Source organism: Hydrogenophaga sp. (assembly GCF_018780075.1).
Classification (GTDB): domain Bacteria; phylum Pseudomonadota; class Gammaproteobacteria; order Burkholderiales; family Burkholderiaceae_C; genus Hydrogenophaga.
On the sequence record NZ_JADMKB010000162.1, the window covers coordinates 1 to 4462 of the forward strand.

5 protein-coding genes are annotated in these 4462 nt (G+C 64.8%); 1 reads left to right on the forward strand and 4 read right to left on the reverse strand.

Annotated elements, in window-relative coordinates; all coding sequences use genetic code 11:
- Positions 1–13 precede the first annotated feature (13 nt).
- Positions 14–940, reverse strand: coding sequence for a DMT family transporter (locus IV088_RS24345; protein WP_291107124.1), 927 nt, complete (start codon positions 938–940; stop codon positions 14–16).
- A 119-nt stretch (positions 941–1059) separates the two neighbouring features.
- Between IV088_RS24345 and IV088_RS24350 the strand changes: the two genes are divergently transcribed.
- The gene (locus IV088_RS24350; protein WP_291107127.1) at positions 1060–2052 is read left to right on the forward strand and encodes a quinone oxidoreductase; all 993 of its coding nucleotides are present in this window, start codon (positions 1060–1062) and stop codon (positions 2050–2052) included.
- 64 nt (positions 2053–2116) lie between these two features.
- On the opposite strand, the gene IV088_RS24355 is transcribed toward IV088_RS24350, so the two are convergent.
- From IV088_RS24355 to IV088_RS24365, 3 genes are all read right to left on the reverse strand, one after another.
- Entirely contained in the window at positions 2117–2626 is a 510-nt protein-coding gene (locus IV088_RS24355; RefSeq protein WP_291107130.1) for an outer membrane beta-barrel protein, read from the reverse strand.
- A 169-nt stretch (positions 2627–2795) separates the two neighbouring features.
- Positions 2796–3434 carry a hypothetical protein gene (locus tag IV088_RS24360; protein ID WP_291107133.1) on the reverse strand — a complete coding sequence of 213 codons (639 nt, stop codon included), beginning with the start codon at positions 3432–3434 and terminating at the stop codon, positions 2796–2798.
- 114 nt (positions 3435–3548) lie between these two features.
- On the reverse strand, positions 3549–4462 hold a 914-nt coding region (locus IV088_RS24365; protein WP_291107136.1), incomplete at its 5' end, for an aminotransferase class V-fold PLP-dependent enzyme.

The following is a 4462-nucleotide window of genomic DNA, read 5'->3' on the forward strand; positions in this document are numbered from 1 at the left end:
GCGGCGTGGGGGGCTACCGTCGTGAACTCACCAGAATCCCGCCGACGATCAGCACAAACCCCGCCGCGTGGTACAGCTGCGGCAGCTCGCCCAGCAGCGTGGCCGACATCAGCGCGGCGAACAGCGGCGTGAGGTTGTTGAAGAAGCCCGCCACCGTGGGCCCGACGCGCGCCACGCCGATGCCCCAGCTGCGGTAGGCCAGCAGCGACGGGCCGATGGCCACATAGACCAGGGCCGCCGCCAGGGGCCAACCCCATTGCAGGTGACCATTCGGCGAGGCCGGAAGGGCCAGCCATTCACCCGCCGTCATCAGACCCGACCAGCCCAGGCCGAACGCGATCTGCGCCAGCAGGAACGCGGCCCAGTCGGCCTTGATGTCCGGCGGGTAGCCGCCTTCGGGCGGGCGCACCAGCAGCCAGCTGTACCAGGCCCAGGTGAGCGCGGCCAGCAGCATCCAGCCGTCGCCGGCGACCAGCCGCAGCGCGCCCAGCTGCGCCAGATCACCGCGCGCGAGCACCACGGCGACGCCGGCCAGCGAGAGCGCGGCCCCCACGACCGCGCGGCGCGACACCGGCACGCCGTAGAACACACGCCCGAGGATCAGCATCCAGATCGGGATGCTGGACGCGACCAGGGTCACGTTGATCGGCGTGGATGTTTTCAGGGCCATGTACTGCAGGGCGTTGTACAGCCCCACACCGAGCAGGCCCAGCAACACAAACCGGCGACGCTGCGGCCACAGCCCGCTGCCCGGGCGCAGCACCCAGGCGGCCAGCGGCAGCAGCAGTGCACCGGCCAGCACCCAGCGCAGGAAGTTGAAGGTGATGGGCGGGATGGCGCCCTGCATCAGCCGCCCCACCACGGCGTTGCCGGCCCACAGGAGCGGCGGGATCAACAGCAGGGCGATGGTGCCGGGGGTGAGGCGGGTGGAAGCGGTCATGCGGCGACTGTACCCACGCCGCCATGCCCCGGGCCGGTGCAGGGCATGGCGGTCTGCCCCGCAGGCGACAAAGGGGTTTCGTGGCAGCATGTGGGCTGTTTCAAAACAAGGAGACCTGCATGAACCAGACCAGCCGCGCCGTGCGCATCCACGCCCATGGTGGCCCCGAACAACTGGTGGTGGACACCGTTGAGGTGGGTGAGCCCGGCCCGGGCGAGGTGCGCATCCGTCACCACGCCATCGGCCTGAATTTCATCGACGTCTACCAACGCACCGGCCTCTATCCCAACCCCATGCCGCTGGCCTTGGGCATGGAGGGGGCGGGCGTGATCGAGGCGGTGGGCGAGGGCGTGACGCACCTCAAGGCGGGCGACCGCGCGGCCTACGCGGCGGGCAAACCCGGCAGCTACTGCGATGTGCGCGTGATGCCGGCCATGAACGTCTGCCGGTTGCCCGACGCGATCAGTTTCGAGACCGGCGCGGCCATGATGCTCAAGGGCCTGACCGCGCAGTACCTGCTCAGGCGCTGCAAGCCGGTCGAGGGATTGGAGCCCGGCGACTTCGTGCTGTTCCACGCCGCCGCTGGCGGTGTGGGCCTGATCGCCTGCCAGTGGGCCAAGGCGTTGGGCCTGCGCCTGATCGGCACGGCGGGGTCCGATCAGAAGTGCGCGCTGGCCCACGAGCACGGCGCTGAGTTCACCATCAACTACCGAACCGAAGACTTCGCCGCCCGCGTGAAAGAGATCACCGGTGGCCAGGGCGTGAAAGTGGTCTACGACTCGGTGGGCAAGGACACCTTCGACAAGTCGCTGGACTGCCTGCGGCCCTTCGGCCTGATGGTCAGCTTCGGCAACGCCAGTGGCCCGGTGGCGCCGTTCGCCCCCGGCATCCTTGGCCCCAAAGGCTCGATCTACGTGACGCGCCAGACGCTGTTCACCCACATCAGCAGCCGCGAGCGCACGCAGGCCATGGCCGACGACCTGTTCGCCGTGGTGCAGAGCGGCGCGGTGAAGATCCGCATCGACCAGCGTTTCGCGCTGACCGACGTGAAGAGCGCGCATGAAAGCCTGGAAGCGCGTCAGACCACGGGCTGCACCATTCTGCTGCCCTGATCGGGCCAGCGGCCGCCAAAGAAAAAGGGCACTTGCGTGCCCTTTTTTGAGTGCCAGCGGATTCTCAGAAAGAGAACTTCACGCCCACGGCAAGCCCGCCTTCAAGATCACCGAAATCCATGTAATCCACATTGATGGACGTCGAGGGAGACACGTAGTAGCTGGCGCCAATGCCGTAAGAAACATCGCTGCCGGAATCGGACACCTTGGCTGAATAGCCGCCGTACGAAGCAGTGGCAGAAACTTTGTAATTGACATAGCCCAAACGACCATACAGCTCAAAGGCGTCATTGAGCTTGAAGCTGGACTTGGCGTAAATGCCTGCCAAACGATCCAGTTTGACCTTGGTTGGGATGGCAAAGGAAGCATCCTTGCCATCGCGAATGCCCACGCCGAGCATGCCTTCGACAGCCAGATTCGGGTTGACCTTGTATCCAATGATGCCGCGAACCGCAGCCGGGTCGGTGGCCAGGTCGGCGTCAAACATCTGGTAAGCGACATCGCCATACATGGACTGCGCTTGGGCCGACAGGGCGGCCAAGGTCAGCATGGAAACAACAAATATTTTTTTCATATCAAATCCCTTGTGAAATTGCAGTTGTGGAGCTGGTTTTATTAAGCTTTATTTAAAACCAATACTGATTGTAACGATGGTTTGAGGGTGCCTTTTTCAGGGTGTTGTTCTTTGGAGTCGAAAAAAAGGCCACATTACGTGGCCTCTTTTTTTCGACTGCGGGCAGGGATCAGAACGACATGCCGGCACCGACGGTGAAGCCGGTGTATTTCACACCGTTGCCGCTGTAATAGGACATGTAGTCGCCGCTGACGCTGATCGGGCGGTTGCCGAACGAGGAGAAGCCGGTCTGGGTCTTGAAGCCCACGCCGTACGACAGGCTGGCGCCGCCGTCGGTGCCGGTGTAGCCGCGCACGCTGGAACCCGTGTTGGCGATGCCCAGCCGGCCGAAGATCTCGGTCGTGCCGCCGATGCGCAGGCGCGGCTTGGCGTAGGCGCCGATCATGGTGCCGGCGCTCACGCTGTACCCGGCGCCATACACCCCATAGCCCACGCCGTCGGCGCCTCGCAGACCCAGGCCCAGCATGGCCTCGATCGCGAGCATCGGGTCGTAGTCGTAGCCGGCGACGGCGCGCAACATCATGGGGCGGCCCGAGATGCCGTAACGGGCGATCTTGTAGCTCATCAGGCCCAGGCCCAGTTCGCCGTAGACGTTGTCCGTGAGGCCTTGCGACTTCACGCCCTTGTCCACATAGGTCTCGGCCTTGGCCACGCCCGAGGCGGCCTTCTTTTGCACGGTCTGGGCCGACACGGCACAGGTCATCATTGCCATCGCGCCGAGCGCGATCAGCTTCATCATGGGTTGCATGGAAAACTCCCTGAAAACAAAAAAAGTTGAATGCCTTCACCCGCTTTGACGAGCGGTGCACAAGAAAAAAGGAGCCCATTGCTGGGCTCCTTTTCCTGGTGGAAAGCGGTCGAATTATATCTTTGGGCTTACATCCCGAAGGGCGCGGTCCAGGTGCGCCAGGGTGCCCGGCACGTCGTGCCACTTGTCCAGGCCGAAGAGGCCGATGCGGAAGCTGCGGAAATCGGCCGGTTCGTCGCACTGCAGCGGCACACCCGCCGCGGTCTGCAGACCTGCAGCGAGGAATTTCTTGCTGTTCTGGATGTCGGGGTCGGTGGTGTAGCTCACCACCACGCCCGGCGCCTGGAAACCCGGCGCCGAGACGCTGGGGAAACCGTGTTGCTCCAGCAGGCCGCGCACCGCCTGGCCCAGCGCCACCTGTTCGTCGCGCACTTTGGCGAAGCCGTAGGCCTCGGTTTCCTTCATCGTGTCGCGCAGGCGCAGCAGCGCGTCTGTGGGCAAGGTGGTGTGGTATGCGTGACCACCGCCTTCGTAGGTTTCCATGATCTGCAGCCACTTCTTCAGGTCCATGGCGAAGGTGGTGCTCTGGGTGCTGTCGATGGCCTGGCGGGCGCGTTCGCTCAGCATCACCATGGCGCAGCAGGGCGAGCTGCTCCAGCCTTTCTGAGGCGCCGAGATCAGGATGTCCACGCCGGTTGCTTTCATGTCCACCCACATCGCACCCGAGGCGATGCAGTCCAGCACCATCAGGCCGCCCACGGCGTGCACCGCGTCGGCCACGGCGCTCAGGTAGTCGTCGGGCAGGATCATGCCGGCGGCGGTTTCCACGTGCGGCGCGAACACCAGCGCCGGCTTTTCTGCCGCGATGGCGGCTTTCACGTCCTCGATGGGCGCGGGCGCCCAGGCGGCCTGCGAACCTTCAGCGATGCGGCAGGCCTTCATCACGGTGTGGCTGGCGGGGATGGCCCCCATGTCGAAGATCTGCGTCCAGCGGTAGCTGAACCAGCCGTTGCGGATCACCATCACGT